This window comes from Pseudoalteromonas sp. Angola-7 (assembly GCF_028599255.1).
GTDB classification, from domain to species: Bacteria; Pseudomonadota; Gammaproteobacteria; order Enterobacterales; family Alteromonadaceae; genus Pseudoalteromonas; species Pseudoalteromonas atlantica.
This window is the reverse complement of the sequence record NZ_JAQREL010000006.1, coordinates 178563-196841: the sequence shown is the minus strand read 5'-3', so window position 1 is coordinate 196841 and position 18279 is coordinate 178563. Positions and strand designations below refer to the sequence as shown.

At 39.6% G+C, this 18279-nt stretch carries 13 protein-coding genes; 4 read left to right on the top strand and 9 right to left on the bottom strand.

What is annotated here, in order from left to right:
• Positions 1-59 precede the first annotated feature (59 nt).
• Positions 60-473, top strand: a complete 414-nt coding sequence (locus tag PSH50_RS10775; protein WP_004586327.1) for a S24 family peptidase — start codon at positions 60-62, stop codon at positions 471-473.
• Entirely contained in the window at positions 461-1720 is a 1260-nt protein-coding gene (locus PSH50_RS10770; protein WP_248462053.1) for a Y-family DNA polymerase, read from the top strand. The genes PSH50_RS10775 and PSH50_RS10770 overlap by 13 nt, the downstream gene beginning before the upstream one ends.
• Before the next feature lies 1 nt (position 1721).
• On the opposite strand, the gene PSH50_RS10765 is transcribed toward PSH50_RS10770, so the two are convergent.
• From PSH50_RS10765 to PSH50_RS10740, 6 genes are all read right to left on the bottom strand, one after another.
• Positions 1722-2189 (bottom strand): hypothetical protein, encoded by a 468-nt coding sequence (locus PSH50_RS10765; protein WP_273586377.1) that lies wholly within the window; start codon positions 2187-2189, stop codon positions 1722-1724.
• Between the two features lie 145 nt (positions 2190-2334).
• Positions 2335-8634, bottom strand: a complete 6300-nt coding sequence (locus PSH50_RS10760; RefSeq protein WP_273586376.1) for a M4 family metallopeptidase — start codon at positions 8632-8634, stop codon at positions 2335-2337.
• A 190-nt stretch (positions 8635-8824) separates the two neighbouring features.
• Entirely contained in the window at positions 8825-9340 is a 516-nt protein-coding gene (locus PSH50_RS10755; protein WP_096043004.1) for a DUF4240 domain-containing protein, read from the bottom strand.
• Positions 9340-9531 carry a YwbE family protein gene (locus PSH50_RS10750; RefSeq protein ID WP_004586332.1) on the bottom strand — a complete coding sequence of 64 codons (192 nt, stop codon included), beginning with the start codon at positions 9529-9531 and terminating at the stop codon, positions 9340-9342. The genes PSH50_RS10755 and PSH50_RS10750 overlap by 1 nt, the downstream gene beginning before the upstream one ends.
• A gap of 59 nt (positions 9532-9590) precedes the next feature.
• Positions 9591-9872, bottom strand: a complete 282-nt coding sequence (locus PSH50_RS10745) for a hypothetical protein (RefSeq protein ID WP_273586375.1) — start codon at positions 9870-9872, stop codon at positions 9591-9593.
• 3 nt (positions 9873-9875) lie between these two features.
• Positions 9876-10088 (bottom strand): hypothetical protein, encoded by a 213-nt coding sequence (locus tag PSH50_RS10740; RefSeq protein WP_055254185.1) that lies wholly within the window; start codon positions 10086-10088, stop codon positions 9876-9878.
• Between the two features lie 89 nt (positions 10089-10177).
• Here PSH50_RS10740 and PSH50_RS10735 point away from each other — a divergent pair, with 89 nt between their 5' ends.
• Positions 10178-11005 (top strand): ion transporter, encoded by an 828-nt coding sequence (locus PSH50_RS10735; protein ID WP_004586335.1) that lies wholly within the window; start codon positions 10178-10180, stop codon positions 11003-11005.
• Between the two features lie 66 nt (positions 11006-11071).
• Here the strand turns inward: PSH50_RS10735 and PSH50_RS10730 are convergent, their stop codons facing one another.
• The gene (locus PSH50_RS10730; RefSeq protein WP_121638539.1) at positions 11072-12187 is read right to left on the bottom strand and encodes a DUF748 domain-containing protein; all 1116 of its coding nucleotides are present in this window, start codon (positions 12185-12187) and stop codon (positions 11072-11074) included.
• 635 nt (positions 12188-12822) lie between these two features.
• Here PSH50_RS10730 and PSH50_RS10725 point away from each other — a divergent pair.
• Positions 12823-13623, top strand: a complete 801-nt coding sequence (locus PSH50_RS10725; protein WP_273606977.1) for a GGDEF domain-containing protein — start codon at positions 12823-12825, stop codon at positions 13621-13623.
• A 426-nt stretch (positions 13624-14049) separates the two neighbouring features.
• Here the strand turns inward: PSH50_RS10725 and asd are convergent, their stop codons facing one another.
• The gene (gene asd / locus PSH50_RS10720; protein ID WP_039972138.1) at positions 14050-15189 is read right to left on the bottom strand and encodes an aspartate-semialdehyde dehydrogenase; all 1140 of its coding nucleotides are present in this window, start codon (positions 15187-15189) and stop codon (positions 14050-14052) included.
• A gap of 367 nt (positions 15190-15556) precedes the next feature.
• Positions 15557-18274 (bottom strand): TonB-dependent receptor plug domain-containing protein, encoded by a 2718-nt coding sequence (locus tag PSH50_RS10715; RefSeq protein ID WP_273586373.1) that lies wholly within the window; start codon positions 18272-18274, stop codon positions 15557-15559.
• Positions 18275-18279: the final 5 nt, after the last annotated feature.

Below are 18279 nucleotides of genomic sequence, written 5' to 3'. Positions count from 1 at the left end.
AACTTACACAAAACGCATATACTGTACACTTATACAGTATATGCGTTTTAGGTTGTGTTATGTTTGTTATTCCCGTTTATATAGAAGCTGGTGTGTGTGGGTTTGAATCGCCCGCGGCGCAATACGCTGAGCTCGGTGTTTCTCTTGATGAGCTATTAATAAAGCACCCCGACGCCACCTTTATTGGTATTGCCTCGGGTAATTCCATGCAAGAGGTGGGGATTTTTGAAGGCGACTTACTGCTTGTAGACCGTGCTGAGCAAGCCGATAACGGCGATGTTATTGTTGCCAACTTAAATGGCTTATTTGTGTGTAAGCTATTAGATAAAACCAATGCGCGGTTACTCTCTGCATCGCCTTTACATAAGCCGGTACAACTAACCTCAGCTGATGAGTTTCAGTTAGAGGGAGTGGTTACACTATCAATTAGAATGCACCGCCCAAGCCCTGAGCTATTAAAATGTACGCCTTAGTCGATGCCGTTGCATTTTATGCCAGTGCCGAAAAAGTGTTCGACCCCGCTATTCGCTCTAAACCTGTGGTGGTTTTAACTAATAACGATGGCTGCGTATGTGCGGTATGCCCGATTGCTCGGCGCTTAAACATTCCTAAATTTGGCCCTTATTTTAAAGTTAAGCACCTGCTTGAGCAACACAAGGTGGTTGTACGTTCGAGTAACTATGAGTTGTACGCCGATTTAAGCGCCAAAATGATGAACGTAATTGGCCGCTTTTGCGACACACAATACATATACAGTATTGATGAGTCGTTTTTGCATTTTAATGGCTACACCCCCCTTATACAAAACTGGCACGAGTACGGGCATACAATAAGGCGCACCGTTTGGCGCGAAACTAAACTCCCTGTGGGTGTTGGTTTTGGCCCAACCCCTACTTTGGCAAAAGCCGCTAACCATGCAGCTAAAAAGCTAAGCGGGTTTGATGGGGTGGCCGTTATAAATAACGAGCAAAGCCGCCAAGCAATTTTACAAAGAATGAGCTGCGCCGATGTATGGGGCATAGGTAAGCGCCTAGCTAAAAAGCTTAATATAATGAACATACATACCGCGTGGGATCTGGCACAGCAAAACCCTAAAACCATGCGCCGCGCGTTTAGTGTGGTGGTAGAGCGTACCGTAAGTGAGCTAAATGGTATTGCGTGCTTAACATGGGACGATGTACGCCAAGATAAGCGAGAAATATATTCTACTCGCAGCTTTGGTGAGCGGATCAGTGAGCCAACTGCACTTAAAACCGCCCTTATTAACCACGTAACCACGGTTGCCAGTAAACTACGAGGGCAGCGCTCATTAGCAAAACAGCTTTATATATTTGCCGCCACTGGCAAACACGAAGACCGCTATTGTAAAAAGTCGTTTATATATAAATTTGCCACCCCCACTAACGATACCTGCGTAATGGCAAATGCAGTCTCAGAAGTATTTACTCATATTTACCAACCAGGTGTACGGTTTTATAAATGTGGTGTAGGCGCTTTAGAGCTTACCTCGGTGCAGTATCAGCAAACTGATTTATTTAGCCAAAGTGCTGATAACCCTAAATTAATGCAGTGTCTTGATACAATAAACAACCGCTACGGAAAAGGTATACTCACCCTAGCCAGCAGCAAACTAAACCAAGGCTGGCATATGAACAGAGATTACTTATCGCCCCAATACACAACGCGCTGGCACGATATACCGCAAATTCATTGTAAGTAAGTTAATCAACCTGCCTTGTAAATGTGCACTCTACTGCGGGGGTATTCTGCGTATATTTGAGCGTTGTAACACTGGTAAACTTAATGCTTTGTCTGATAGTTTCTTCGTTATTGGGGTCAATACAGCGGCTCATTTTTAAGCTGTTATCAACACCATCACTTTTGTATTTATACGAGCTAGTTACAAAACAAAAATTTGGCTTTTTAGTTGTACGGGTGCCGTTGTGTAAACTTTCAAACGCAATATGCTCGCCTAATTTAAAACCCGCGTCTGGGTAAACTGGGTTAATTAAACTCAACTGACTATCCACACACAGTGGGGAGTTAGCAGTTACCACCTGGTAATCGCCAAGCATTGTTTTTAATAACGGTATAAAACGGCTTTTATTACTCGGCGTAACAGTTTTAGCAAAAAGTACATTACTTAGAAATAAACAGCTCATACATAATAAAATTTTACGATAACTCATTAAAATTCCAACTCATTACTAATAAAAATAGCATAACACACTCAACTCTATACTTACTTAAAATACATTTGGTTCATAAAAGAAAAAGCCCCTTGAATACATCAAGGGGCTTTTATCAATATAAGAATATATTTATTAGTAAGTGTTACTTAAAGCACTGCGCTCTTGTGTACACAACAGAAAATGCTAAAAACAGTAACATGAAGGCTAATGAACCACCGCCACTGCCCTTTTCACTACTTGTGCCAGATGCATTAGTGACAGTCACAGCTAAACTTTGCTCAGTCTCACCTTCACCATCAGATACAATAAGCTTGAAGCCCAGCTCTGTAGTTTGCGACACACTCGGCGCTGTAAACTTAAGTGTGCTGGAGTCAACATCGCTTAGCGCCACTTCTACACCCATTGTTTGAACCCACTTAAAAGAAAGCTCTGAGGATTCTTTATCGCTTGCAGACGCTGTCACTGAAACTTCCTGACCTTCTTTAACCGAAACCGCAGATGTACTTAATTCTACACTTGGAAGCTGATTTACATGTAAAAAGCTAACGGTGTATACTTGCGTAAATTGCTCATAGCCATCTGATACCACTAACGTAATATCCGCATCAACCGTTTGCTCAAGCTCACCCACGGTAAGTACCGCTTTACCTTGACTATCCTCAGCTGTAATGGATAACTGAGGGTGTTCAACACGCCATTCGTAAGATAACGTATCTCCATCAGGGTCAGTAGAGCCAGAAGCATCAAGCTCAATAGTAGCAAGCTCTTCTATTGTGGCCGGCATATCTACATCTAATACTGGCGCCTGATTTAGACTCTCCTGCGCTAGTTTTGCCACAACTTCAATAACCCCATTAACCTCTCCATCAAGGTCGAATGCGCTACCATCTGCGATTGCAAAGCTAAAGCAGCGTGAACACACTTGCTCATATACATTACCTGATAATACAGTGGCCGACTGCCAACCTGCAGCGGTTAGTACTCTTACTTGCATATCTGAGCTTAAAATTGCATTTACATACTCAGGTAGTGCAATTTCTGCGGTGCTTGATGAATTAGATAACGTAACACGAAGGTTAATTACATCACTTTTAGCTTGGAAGTGAGGTTCTATTATATCTAAATCTGAGAAATAAGTGCTAAGCGCTTGTTCAGAAATAGACATATCAGCAATATAACCCGCTGCTAGAGCCTCTTTAATGCTACCTACAGCTAAGTGATTAAACTCATCAATACTGTGAGCACTATCACCTGAAGCTAAGATAGCTGTATTAGTAGTAGAAGTGCTATCTAGGTAATCAGCAATACCATCTTTATCACTATCACCTACTCCCTCTTCAATATCAGGTATACCGTCGCCATCAGTATCTAGCTCAGGGTCATCAAATATAACGCTATCAACAATACGTAAACTAGTTTGCTTAGTTGCTAGTAGTTCATCACCTTGTTTTACACGTAAAGTTAAATCTATATTATTGGTTTGCTCAGAAAGATTTGCGCTAAATGAAACATCCCACTGTGAATCAGCTGTTTTATAAATGTAAAAATCAACACCTGTGGGGCCAATAAGCTCAAGGGATACATCACTACCTGTACTAGGTAAATTTACTAACTTAATGGTGGCATTAAAGTCAGGTAAAGAACGCTGAATAGTTTTATTAACTGCTTTACCATTTTGATAAAAATCAGTAATAAACTGCGCCTGTGCCTCTTCACTTAAGTACACTAGCTGGCTGTTATCATTTTTGTCTATAAACGCATTACCATTAGATAGGACACTAATACTTGCTACGCTGCCTACAAATTCTCGCGCTAACTCAAGCTTAATAGGTCCATACTGATTAGTAGTAAAATACTGGCTACTATTATTAGCTTGTAAATGAAAGCTAGAGTAACCGTATGGGTTAGCGCCGCTAATAAAAACATCTACAAGCACATTACCATTTTGATACACATACGTAGTAGGCTGAATACTGATTTCAGGGAAAATCATAGCCCTTACGTCGCCTGATACATGATTTCCAGCTTCATCAACAGCAGATACAGGAATAGATACATCACCCGTTCTAAATACAAAGCTATCATCAATTTCCAGAAGCGTTATAGCTGAAACACTATCGTAAATAACACGACTATCTAAAAGTGCATTTTTTATAGCCGTAATCGTGCTGCCATAAACACTAAAAGTATACGGTTGGATAATCGGGGCAGTTGTATCAACAAGTGTGACTGTTTGTATAGCCGATGTTTCGTTACCAACATTATCTCGTGCAATCCATGTAATCTGGTGCTCGCCAAGGGGCAAGTAAGACCCTGAGCTTGTGTATACTTGAGGCTCTAAATGGCCGTTATCCCTTGCCTCTGGAGTATATAGGCGGGTGAAATTAGTATTTTGTGAAGTCGCTTCAAGCGTAATCGGCTCAAGACTCGATATAAACTCAGGCGGACTATTTTCACCGCGGCTTGCATCATCTGGGTGGCTATCTTCACTGTCTTGAACACCATCACCATCTGAATCTGAGCTAAGCGGATTACCCGAAAGTTGATACTCTTGTAAATTAGTCAAACCATCATAGTCGGCGTCATAATTAGCGTCGTAGGGTTCTAAAGCATTTAGCCCATATTCAACTTCCCAAAAATCAGGAATACCGTCCGAATCATAGTCGCTGGTGAGGTCTATATCTGCAGACCAGGTAATGTTATCAACTGATAACGGTTGCTGCTGAAGGTATAAGTCCTCATATTTAACTTTAATAATGTTAAAACCATCATCTACCGGTAACAATAAACGAGACTGGCTACCACGATTTACATCTATAGGGCTACCATTTAAGCTTATTTGCAGCGCTGGAGAGTCATAAACCAAATAGTCTAAATTAATAAAACCGGCTTCAAATAACCCCGCAATGGCAAACCCCCCAACCTTGCTAGTAGGCGTTAATGCTAAGCTAAGGCTTGCATCGCCCAAAGTTGACCAACTTGTATTAGCTTGCCAACCCCAAGAGTTAACGGCAAGTTCGGTAAACTTAGTCGGAAGAAGGCCATCTTCAAAGCTTTCATTTAATTGCGTAAAAGATTGCACTAATGATGAAGCATCGTTAGCTAGACTCTGAGAGTAAAACTCCTGAATATTTGTATAACCATCCGCATCGTAATCTAAATTAGCATCTGCAGCATCTAAAGGTAAAAGGTCATTACTTACCTCATAGCCATCACTTAGTTCATCACCATCTGTATCTGCTGAGGTTGGATTTGTTCCTAGGTTAAATTCTTCTAGGGCTGAAAGACCGTCAGTATCAGCATCAGATGCAGCATCACTTGCATCAAGGCGATTTAATCCATTAACTAATTCCCAGTAATCTGGCAGTTGATCGTTATCAGTATCTGTTAAATCAGTTGGAGAAAATAAAGCAAAGTTATCAAGCCATACAGTATCGGCACCGAATGAGACAGAACCGTCTTTATAATATTTAAATTCAATTTTATGAAGCCCTTCGCTTAGGTTAAGCACAATAGACGTTGCTTCTGTGGTATTTGAATTACCTCGGTCATTACGCTCAAAAACGGGTTGTCCATCAATAGTAATACTTAAAAAATCGCAGCAAGACTCTGATTCAATTTTATAATCGAATGCTAATACACTCTCTTCAAATAAACCTGTTACGGTGAAGCTACTAAACTGTGAGTGACTAATAACGCCTGAGCGAATACTTTGTATACCGTCGGTCGCAAAATCATTCGTAATAAACCAAGGAGCACTAGAACCTTCGGCTTCAACCATCCAACTAGGTAGTGCAGAGCCTTCAAAGGAGGTAGTGAGGTTTAAAGCAACAGGGAAAGAAGTATCTGACTGCGGATCAGTGTTTGCTAAATACTCGGTTAGATTTGAAAATCCATCATTATCTGCATCTTCTGCTGCATCAGACGAGCTGGTTAAATCTAAACTATTATTGTACTCCCAGCCATCAGGGATAGTATCGCCATCTGTATCAGGGTTATTTGGTAAACCCGCGTTTAAAAACTCTAAAAGGTTAGATAAGCCATCCGCGTCAGCATCAAGTGATGCATCTTCACTATTATTTATATCAAGACCATGCTGTAATTCCCAAGAATCAGACATACCGTCATTATCAGCATCAGGAAAATTAGGCCCTATATATAAATTATCTATATATACAGCATCTGCAGGAGTAGAAACGGACATATCTTTAGAATAAGTAAACTTAACAGTATTTAGCCCAGCAGGAACTTGGAAAGACGCCTCTTTCCACTGGCTTATTCCTGACTCATCTAAAACAATTGAACCATTAATATAAACAGTAAAATAGTCATAACCAACTTCTGTGTCTAATGCGTAGTTAAAGTTTACATAGCCTTGCTCGCTATTTAAAAAGCTAAACTCAACACTGGTTGATTGGTTGTCTGTAATGTCGTTATTAGTCAACACAAAGCCAGAATTTTCATTAATTTGAGTTGTTACCCAAGGCGTTTGTAAATTTGACGAAATAAGCAAATCTGGAACAGCTGCATCATCGAAGTCAAAGGTTGTTTCAGGAAAAACGACCGGCTCAGAGCTTGCGTCTGAAGGGTCACTGTTACCAAAGAACTCGATGACATTACTCCATGTGTCTGAGTCTAAATCAAGTTGAGCATCATCTGCATTTAATGGGTTTAATGAAAACGAAACTTCCCAGCCATCAGACATGCGGTCAAAGTCAGAGTCTGCATTGTTAGGTTCAGTAAGGTATACATTAACTTCATCATAATCTGATAGATCATCTGAGTCGGTATCCGTTACATTAGGGAAAGTATTCGCTAAGTATTCTTCAAGGTTTGTTAAACCATCTTGGTCTAAATCAAGTCCAGCGTCATCAGCATTACTAGGATCTAATCCGTAAAACAGCTCCCAGTTATCATCCATTAAGTCGCCATCGGCATCTATAAACTGAATGTTATCGCAAGTAACGCCTACTTCATTAAATGCTACAATGACATCGTTAGCTTCATACCTTAAATCAATAGCAGAATTTATAGCACCACAGGCTCCATCAATAAAATCACTAGAGTTAACCCAATAGTTTTGATTTGCAAAAAGCATTATCTCGAACGCTTTTTTAGGGTCCCAACCATCAGTGTTCGAAAGTAGGAAGAAAGCACGATTAAAAACACCACTACTAAAGTGAACATCCATACCTGAGTAATATTCACTTGCGTGGTCAATCGAAAGCCCATCTAGTGATGGCGTTTCAAAATAACGAAGTGCGGGGCTAGTTTTTGAAATATCAGCGCCAGATAACCAATCAGTCTCTGCGCGTAAAAAGTACTCGGCTGTTTCACCCGCCATATCAGAAAAAGATTCGTTTATTCCACCAGATTGTTCTGCATAAATTAAATTAGAGTTTTGACTAGTAAAACCATGACTTACCTCATGAGATACAATATCAAGTGAAACCAACGGGTAAAACCTATCAGCGCCATCGCCAAAGGTCATGGCCTGACCATTCCACGTTGCATTTTCCCAGTTATCACCACTGTGAACACGCATCAACAGTTGAAAAGTAAGCGGAGCCGTGTTGTACCACTGTTGATACATATCAAATACCGCAGTACCAAATGCATGGGCATCATTTAGTGGAGAGTAAGCTCCATTTACTTCTTTGTAAGTATTCCTATCACAGGCAAAAGAGTAAGCTTCACTTGGCTCAAAACCCGACTCCATGGTGACAGTTTTAACTTTCTCGTTTTCTAAAAAACACATTTCACCACGCTGCGTCACATCCAGTGCTTCAACGTCAGTGCCGTATTCATACTGCCCTATTTTTGTATTACCGCCAGGGCCTGTACCTTGGGCACTTTTAATATTATTCCACTGTTTAAATACACTGTAATCAGATTCACTTACTAAACCTATTGGCTTTTTTTCAACGCCATTTTCAAATACATTTAATTCAATTAAGCGAGCAAAATGTGCGACTCCGTTATCAATATAAACATAACGTTTGTTGTTTAATACTTGATAAGCGGTAGATTCATCAAGTTTAGCGTTTACTAAAATAGATTTAACCGCAGAAAATTCGTCAAACTGATTATTAGCCGTTTTATTTAAAGATATAGCATCGATATTTTTCGCAAAAAAACCACTTATGTGTTGATTGCTAGATTGCACTCGTATTTGCTGCCCCCAAATAGGCACGCCTGCGAAAAACTGCTGCATCTTTTTAGCTGATGACCGAGTTTGTTTTGCATTTAAGGCTTGAGGCGTATCTAACTCAATAAAGTAAGAATGGGTGGATGCCTGATTAGTTAAACCTACGCTTTGATTTAAAAGTAAGTTAACTTCTGATAAAGATGATTTGTTTACTCGTTGCGAAACCGCCGCGTGTGCACTTAGCGAATTTAAAAAGCAAAACGCTATCAATCCTGATGAGAGTGTTTTATACATAACATTCCTATGTCGTATATTGTTATATTCAGTGTTTGTTCAGTTAAAAACACATTAATGTAACATAACTATTAACATAGAGTCATTTAAAAAAAGTGAATAAATGGGTACGATTGTGAACAACTGTGAAAGGAAAATTCAAGATGGTGGCGTTAAATGCAACCATCTTGAATGTAAATAACGTTGAGTATTACTGCCAGTATTTTGCAAATAATTGCGGATAGCTTTGTTTTAAAAACTTGGGTTTATCTTTAAAGCGTTTACCTGCCGGTTGCTCGCCTGAGGGTACAAAAGGTAATTCGTCGTCATTACGCTCTTCAAATAATAAACCGGCTATTAAGTCGTATTCATCAATATAAGGGTAAGGTTGCTCATTTAAATAATACACAGGGGAGCACTGTGCAAGTGAGTCGGCATTGCTTAATGCGTTATTAAATACCGTCTCCCCGCGGGAGATGAGCCAGCACCTAAATTCGCTAAAACCGTATTCGTCGTTACAGCCAGCCATAACAAATGCGGCACCAAATAAATCCCAGGTAAAACATTTGCGCATGTGAATACCAAAAAATTTATCAAAAGCAATGAGCTGCTCGTCGGTTAAATCGCTCAATTTAGCTTTTAAGTTGTCGCTTACGCTTTGTGGGTCGAGCCCTAACTCAGGCGTGGTCACTAAATCCCAAAATTCCTGCTCTGTTAACGCTGTCATTATAAAATCTCTTTTACTCGGCCGACTTGACCATCTTCTAGGCGTACTTTAATACCATGCGGGTGATTAGGTGATTTAGTTAATAAACGCTCAACTACACCTTGAGTTAATGTGCCGCTGCGTTGATCTTCTTTTAATACAATATTTACGGTTGTACCTGGTGTGATTTGCGAGCGCGATGGAACAGCCATGCTTTACATCCTAAAAATAATTTTGGTAATTATAACGTCCATAGCTAGGCAAACCAATGTTAATCAACTAAAAACGCTATTTGCTTAGCCGCTACCGGTAAGCTTATTTTGCTAAGCTCAGCGTTAATAATATCGACTAGCTGAGAAAAATGCGCTTCGGTGTCGTTATAGGCTATATCATCTTCAAAATAGCAGCTTATTTTTAGTGACTTTGCTTCATTTTTTAAATCAATGGTGTGAGTTAAATAAGCAAAACCATAATGAGTCGCTTTTATTTGTTCACAGGCGTTGGTGAGGGCTTGGCGTATTTGTTTATCACGCAATTTTTGTGTTTTAGTCATAAATTATTGTGTTTGTTCACTTTGCTGTTTTTGATACTCTTCAAAATTTTTATCTTGATTTTCAAGGCACTCGTAATACTCTTTATCGGCTTTATAATTACATTCATCTAAACGTGCTGATTGAATTTCGTGAAAGCGAGCGTCGGAGCTACACCCCGCAAGTACCGAAAATCCCACAAACAGCAATGCGCTTTTAGTTATTTGACTGATTAACATTAGAATTCCTTACACTTTCGTTATCGAAAGCAACAATATTATTGTATATTAGCGTCATAAAAACCTGACTTTGCATAGGACCCATAATTATGATGTCGCAGTTACAAAAGCTGTTTCAGCGTATAGACAAAAGCAAGATATTTCAATCATTTGTTATAGCTGTCATTGTTGTTTCTGCCCTCACCGTAGGTGCTCATACATATTCTCTTCACCCCACTGTAGAATTTATTCTAAATTGGATGGATGTAGGGATCACAGCTTTCTTTTTAATCGAGCTCATTATTCGCTTTATTGCAAGTAAAGGAATAAAAGACTTCTTTTCAAAGGGCTGGAATATATTCGATACCATTATTGTACTTGGCAGCTTATACCCAGCTGCAGGCTCAACCATGTTACTTGCCCGATTGCTGCGTATATTTAGGGTACTGCGTTTAGTATCTATGATCCCTGAGCTGCGTTTGCTTGTAAATTCGTTACTTAAAGCCATTCCGCAAATGGGCTATATAGCACTGCTTATGTTTGTTATTTTTTATATTTACGCAGCCATGGGCAGTATGATGTTTGCCGATATTAATCCGGTGCTTTGGCAAGATGTATCCATTTCAATGTTAACGCTATTTAGGATAGCCACCTTTGAAGATTGGACCGACATTATGTACGAAACCATGGCGGTGTACGAGCTGAGCTGGATTTACTACCTCACGTTTATCTTTTTAACCGCGTTTGTGTTTTTAAACATGATGGTAGGTGCCATTTTAGAAGTAATGAGCGAGGAGCACCGAAATGCCCGTGAGCTAAAAGCGGATAATAACTCACTTCCTGCAACGCAAGGACAAGTGGTTGAACTACAAGCGCAAATAGCTGAGCTAAAAACGTTATTAAGTAAAACCTCAGATATTACCAACTCCAATAAATAGCTGATCTATTTTACTTGCTAAAACTTAAAAAGCCCTTTGTATTGAGTTAATACAAAGGGCTTTTAGTTACTCACCTTGTTGTTCTTGCGTGCTTTCAAACGAAATAACATTATCAACCTTCATTTTAAATGCTTCAAAAAACGCATTTTTTAATACCGAAACCACGGCTTCAAAAGTAGATACATCAGCGTTATCTAATTGCCCATCTATGGGCACCCGAGCAGCCACCAGCTTTGACTCATCGTTTTCTAATAGCGAGCTGAGTAAATCAATACTGCCTTCAAAAATAGCGGTAAATAGGCCGTCATCATCTTTTTCAATATCTTCGCGCCACGAAAAAACACTTAAATCGTGCACACCCGCTTTTACATATCCATTTAAGTTATTATTGTTAGCGGCCAATTCCATTGCGCCATCTATTCCGCCGGCTTCAATGTCAAATGGGGTATACACTTTAAAAACAGTTTCGAGATTTTTAACCGAAAAACGCTGCACTTCAACATTAAAATCAAAATTAGCTTCATCACTAAAGGGGTCTAATTTACCATTTAAAGACAGCTTAGCTTCGCCCATAAGCTGCCCTTCTACTTTTAAACTCGTAACTAAGGTTTTAGAGAGGTTTTGTGCATTGGTAATATTGTTAATGTTAGCGTTTATATTTGATACGTAAGTAGGCTGTTCTCCTTCGCTGGTGGCGTTAACTAAGGTTACTTTACCATTATCTATACGTAGCGTATCAATTGAAAAAGGCACGAGATCATTAGCAAGGCCTACCCACGTGGTTTCATCTTTCACCTGTTGGTTTTGTTCAGCGGTAGTTGGGTCTTTATCGTAAATAACAATTTCTGGGCGGGTAAAAGCCATGTTGGTGACAAAATTACCGTTTAATAAAGCAGACCACGCAAGCGAAAAATCAAGTGTATCAATAGACAGTAACGGCTTAGGCACCTGCGTGGCATCTACCGCGTAAATTTCTACCTCATCAACAGCGTAAGCGCCTCGGTATAAGTACAAATCAACATCACCCACATGCCCTGTTATGCCTTGGGTTTGTTCAAGCTGCTGATTTACATAATATTGAACCGCATAAGGGGCTAAAGCTCTGAGTAAAATTAACCCCAAGGCTGTAACCACTAAAGCATAAAACCATTTTTTGCGTGTATTTTTAAAAGTAGAAGCCATTATCTATCCTTATGTGAAGGCTTAGCATCTCGGCATGAGTAAAAAATACCTGCATAAGTGAATTAAGTACCCACAAAGCAGCGAAAACCGAGCGAATAAAGGTGTAATAGATTAGTACGAGCAAAAGCTATACCAAAAAATGCAATTCATAGGAGTTGTGGGTACACACAATACATAAATATTTACAAATAGAATTTTTAAATACATAGCTTTACTCGAATTCCCAAGCAACCTCAACTACAGTAAAAAGTAACTAACACAAGAACATATAACCTATGAGCCCAGTCTTTTTTATTTTAATTACTCTTTTACTAACCAGTATTGTTTGGTCAGTTATATTTTTAATGGCGTGGTATACGTTAGGGAAAAAATCATATTCGTTATTTTGGGCCTGCGCATTTATGTGCTCTGCGTGTCAATGGGGTACAATATTATTGCGGCCCTACTTCGAATCAGAAACCTTATATTGGCTACTGGCTGTTAGCTTTTCTATGGGGTCTGTTATTTTGGGAACATGGGGACACAGTATACGTGCCCGAAGCCCTATCAAAATCGATTATTTGTTGGCTTTAGCCGTGATTACGTTAGCTGCAGTTTATTATTATAAAGCCGTGAACGTTCATGTTGGTTTGTTTATGTCTTTATATATTTATTACGATATTTTACTGCTGCTAATAAACGCCGTCATTATAATAAAACATAAACCTAAGTCGCTACCCGCTGAAATTGGGGCTGCCATTACTTACACTTTGTGCGGCGTATGTTTATTTATTGCGGCCACTATCGCACTAATGCAAGGCAGCCAGGTTAACCAAGCTTACTTAGATTTATATACACTCATTAATTTTATAACAGTCCCAACTGCACATGTTGGTATGGCTGTATTTATTATTTTTATAATGGCCTCAGATTTAGCGCAAGAAATGCAAAAACTCGCCATGACCGACGTACTCACACAATGTATAAACAGACGTGGTTTTTACGACGTTGGCCAAAAAAAGCTTGAAAATAAATTAAGCTGCGAACAACACGTATCGCTTATATATTGGGATATAGACTCGTTTAAAAATATAAATGATGAATACGGCCATGCAGGTGGAGATGAAGTACTAATCCAAGCAACAAAACGGGTAAGAGCGTGTTTAAATAAAGAAGATATATTTGCCCGTATAGGCGGAGAAGAATTTGTAATACTGATAGCCAGAGATTCAGAGCTAAAAGCAAAGCAATTTGCCGATACTCTACGTACTACTCTTGCAAGTAAGCCCATTGAATACAAACAACAATTTATAAATGTTACAGCAAGCTTTGGCGTTATAGGCATTAAATGTGCAACTATTCAAATAGACAAAGCGATAGATTTAGCAGATAAAGCGTTATACATAGCAAAACACGAAGGAAAAAATAAAGTAGCGTATGCAATGCCGCTTAACTAACACTAGGGCGTGTTGATCTTTGATGCTTGAATTTGCAGCAGTGTGTTTGTTTTTTAGGCAAGGCAGAGCCTATGAAGTGTGGTTATTCCACATAAATAGGCGATAACGCAGCATAAATGCCAAACATGCGCTGCCCTTCGGGTTCTGCCTAGGGGCGATAAACTCTTTGTTGCCTACATGGATGTAGGTAAGGGGCGTGAGCAGGACGCGGAAGCTTTGCTCGGTTTTTACTTATTCTTACATGGATGTAAGTCATTAGAATAACGCAGGAGCAGTTATCGAGCCCACTAGGTTACAAACCTCGCGCCGCAATTTAATCGCCCCTAGATTGAACAAATTTCAATCCGCTAAGGTCAACACGCCCTAACTAAAAAAGGGGTTAGCAATATGCTAACCCTTTTAAATACATACTTTTAAATGCAGAAATTATTCACCGTCTACAATGATGCGAAGCATACGACGAAGTGGCTCTGCAGCGCCCCATAACAGCTGATCGCCCACGGTAAATGCGCTAATGTATTTAGGACCCATAGCTAATTTACGAATACGACCAACAGGAATACTTAAAGTACCTGTTACTTTAACTGGGGTTAAGTCAGTTGCACTAATTTCGCGCTCATTAGGGATAACTTTAACCCACTCGTTATGCGAAGCTAAAATTTCTTCAATTTTTTCTACGCTAATGTCTTCACGTAATTTAATGGTCATTGCTTGGCTATGACAACGCATTGCACCAATACGTACACATAAACCATCAATTGGCACAGGCTGTTTAGAAGAGCCTAAAATTTTGTTCGCTTCAACCTGAGCTTTCCACTCTTCTTTAGATTGGCCACTTGGCATTGGTACGTCAATCCAAGGAATTAAGCTACCGGCTAGCGGCACACCAAATTGGTCTTGTGGTAAATCGCTTGAAGCCATTTTTTCGCTCACTATTTTATCAATTTCTAAAATAGCTGAACTTGGATTATCTAGTTGCTCGGCAACACTTGAATGAATAGCGCCCATTTGTGCAATAAGCTCTTTCATATTACGAGCGCCGGCACCAGAGGCCGCTTGGTAAGTCATTGGGCTTACCCACTCTATTAAGTCTTGCTCAAACAAACCACCTAAAGCAAGTAGCATTAACGATACGGTACAGTTACCGCCTACAAAAGTTTTTACGCCTTGCTCTAAACCTTGTTCAATGACATCTTTATTTACAGGGTCAAGTACAATAATGCTGTCATCAACCATACGAAGTGCAGAAGCTGCATCAATCCAGTAACCATCCCAACCCGATTCGCGTAATTTAGGGTAAACCGCTTTGGTATAATCACCACCTTGGCAGGTAACAATAATATCCATTTTAGCAAGTTCATTTACATCACTTGCATCTAATAACGGTTTTGCGTCGCCAGCAATATCAGGGCCGAGTTGCCCAGCTTGTGAGGTGGTGAAAAAGGTGGTGTCGATATGTGCAAAATCACTTTGCTGTTGCATACGTTCTAATAACACAGAGCCAACCATGCCACGCCAACCGACTAATCCTACTTTTTTCATTGTTTTTTCCACTGTTTGATTCATAAAAGATGCCTTAATACATTAAAAATTAAAATTCATTGCGTGAGAATTAATTTTTATTAAAACCAATCATATTAAGTTATTAATCATTTATAGCGGCAAATTAATAGCGAGATAACAAGCCATAAATTTTTATATGTAGCTGTTCTGCATCAAAAATTTATAACGCCTTTAGCGCTTTATTTAGCACACTAGAATGACTAGATATTTAAGTCGATTAGTATAAAGCTAACCTAACACCCCAAGCGCCCTAAAACTAGTGAATAAAGCGAAACTTAAATATTTTTCATAGTCATAAAAAAGCCCTGTATTAAATACAGGGCTAATCGGTAGTTAGGTTTTATTATATCCCCCTTCCTTGGGAAGAAAATTAAAACTCGTAGCTGTAACTTAAATCAAACGTTACACCTTGCTCTTTTGAGCGCACTATAATGTCTGATTGTGTTACCTCTTGATCTTCATCGAGTAAGTTTTTAACTTTAAACTTAATCTTAGAATTAAAATCAGGGTAATAAGTATAAACTAAATCAAGTGAGTGAAATGGCTGCTCATACGCGTCATCTCTATTAGCAACACCCGCTGCTAAAATTCGCTCACCAAATACGTTATAAACTAATGAACTGCTGTGCATGCCATCTAACGAATCGTAGTTTAATTGTAAATTAACTACATATTCAGAGTGGCCAGTCATACGTTTTTTAGGATTAGTTAATGTACCCGCCAGTGCTGGGTCAATAGACGCTTCAGAATCACTTAATGTGATATTACCGCTAGTAAATAGGCCTTCACTTACAAATGTTAAGTCTTGTAGCCATTCAGCTTCAATACCATAAACTTCTGCTGTTTCACCATTTATAAACGATGCTGAGTAATCTTCATCACCAATGTTTAAAACCGTTTCAATTGGCGCAGTAATATCTTTATAAAACGCCGCTACGCTAAATGAATTACCGGCTTGTCCGTAATATTCATAACGTAAGTCGTAGTTTTTAATTGGGCTACTTTTTATACCTGTACGACCAAACGTTCTAATGTCGGTCAAAGGGTCGTAATACGTAACAGGCACTACTTCACGAAAGTCAGGGCGTACCACTGTTTCACCATAACCTAAGCGCACCTGGTAATCATCGCCACCTACATAGGTAATAGACAGTGCCGGGTACCAATCATCGGTAATAACAGAGCCTGCTTGAATTTTATCTGGATCGTAAAAGGTATTTAAATCGTCTTCATCAAAAATAAGGCTCGATGTACCGATAGAAGATTGTTTAAATTCCTCATAACGAATACCACCGCTTATTCTTATCCATTGATCATAAAACACATCGAAAGACGCATAACCTGCATCCACCTTTTGCGCAGCTATGTAATCATCGGCATCAGGGGCTGTTGGCTCATTAAAGTCAACTAACACAGCGTTATTATCAATAAAGTCGTCAGTTAAAAAACCACTATTATTAAGCGCAACAGTGCTACCGTCGTTTATTGAAATACCTGAGCCGCCACTGTTGTTTATAGCAAAGCTTGAGGTATTAAATATTCGAGCTCTGTCAGAAAAATCGTAACCAACTTTAAACTCAACTTCCATAGACTCAAAGCTAAGCGGCAGCGTTAAGTTACCACCGTACGATTTAACACGCTCTTCCATATTGGTGTATGACATAATTACACGGTTATCATCCCCTGTAATAGTTGAGCCGGCATAGCTGCCATCACTATTATAGGTGTCACGAAACTCAAAGTCGGCACTGGTAGGTATATCAGTCGTTGCTTTAGCTTCGGTGTACTGCCAATCGGCACCAATACCAAAATAATCTAAAAAGGTATGTTGGCCCATAACTTGAGTAATGTTTAATTGGCGTTCTTCGTAATTAAACTCATGATTACGGTTTGCAATCCCATCACCCGCAATACTAAACGTAGAACTCCCCGCAGGGCTTTGCGAAATAGCAATTTCAGACTCATCTTCATTATCAATAATGTAAAGCTGTTGAGCAGAAATACTGTGCGTACCTAAACGGTATGACAAGCTCAATGAACCGTTATAACTTTCGGTTTCAGTTGTCACTTGCGAATTTTTGACTGTGTTGTAACACGAGTTACTCACATCTTCACTGGTCGCTAACGACGTTGTACAATCAACATTGCCTTCTTCGTTTTCTAAATCTTGGGTGATAACTGAGCTAAAACGTTCTTCAAAATCCCATTCGTTTTTGTAAGCACCTGCCAGTAAAAACCCAACCTTGCCGCCAAAATAGCTCTCTTCAAAACTATCACCATAATGGGCTTTAATATTATAACGCGGGTCTAACGACTCTTCTTTTAACTCATAATCGCGAGGAAGCGACTTTAAAAGTGCGTTATTAACAGCGGTTGCTTGTTCTGCACGCGTTAAATCGCCATCTTCAAAGCCTTCACTACTAACAATATTGCCAATACTAAAATCACCACGGTATGTTGAAATAGCCTGTGATAACTCACTTGGAATGCCATTTTCGTTACGATTGTAGGTAAAGCCATCACTTGATGCCGTATCGTAACCTGCACCCACTTCAATGCCTGCTGTAAATTCACTCGGTGCGGATTTAGTTCTAATATCTATATTACCGCCACCAAACGCTGCTGGCATGTCTGGAGAGTAAGCTTTTTGAACGGCCATACTTTCAATTATACTTGCAGGGAAAATATCCAGCGGAATAACGTTACGGGTTAAATCTGGGCTTGGGATGTAAGCGCCATTTAAACGCGCACTAGAGTAACGCTCACCAAGGCCCCTAACGTAAATAAACTTACCATCAACAAGCGTTAAGCCTGTTACTCGACGAAGCGCAGATGCTGCGTCGCTGTCGCCCGTGCGTGATAATTGTTCAGAGCCTAAAATATCGGCAACAAAGGCTTGGTTTTTACGTTCTTCTACAACTGCCGCAGCGCTCCCTTGTAAACGCGTACCTACAGCAACAACTTCTTCTATTTCTTGTTCGTTTGTTAACTGTTCATCGGCTTGTGCAGCAATTAAGCTAGTCGAATGAGCGACTAAACCTAAACCAATTGCCCAGGTAATTTGATTGAGTCTATGCTTTTTAGACATGAGAT